Source organism: Kitasatospora sp. SC0581, from assembly GCF_048159585.1.
Classification (GTDB): Bacteria; Actinomycetota; Actinomycetes; order Streptomycetales; family Streptomycetaceae; genus Kitasatospora.
The window spans coordinates 1-405 of sequence record NZ_JBLRWA010000176.1; the positions used below are offsets into that span (position 1 = coordinate 1).

Below are 405 nucleotides of genomic sequence, written 5' to 3' on the forward strand. Positions count from 1 at the left end.
CTCATTCACCTTTTTATGGATAACCGCTTCTATGCACTCGCCGGCAGCGACTGCTCCTTCAAAGGCAATGGGGAATTTGGTTTTCATCTCATTCAGCAACGGGTTCCGGATATTCATCTTATATTTCATCCGGTTCAAGGAGGTTTGCAGATGCAAAGTCAGCCCGTTTCTGAACTCTTTGTCATTGCTGAAATCCCAATGAAACTGAATCTTTAGTTTACGAAGGATGGCATTAACAATATCATCAATTTCATCGGATACTTGCCGCGCTATATGCTTTGAAATTAGTTTTGTCCCCAGTAAATGCACGAGAATATAGTCCATTTCTGCCGGGGGAACCGGGATGCCGGAGATTGTTTCCACTTCCCCTGTAATTTCCTTCGCCACTTTCCTTTCAAAAGTGTA

1 protein-coding gene is annotated in these 405 nt (G+C 43.5%); it reads right to left on the bottom strand.

Translation table 11 applies throughout. The features are described from left to right. Positions 1–387: PRD domain-containing protein (locus ACLWS4_RS37650; protein ID WP_416876523.1), on the bottom strand; the 387-nt coding region annotated here is incomplete at its 3' end. Between the last annotated feature and the right edge of the window lie 18 nt (positions 388–405).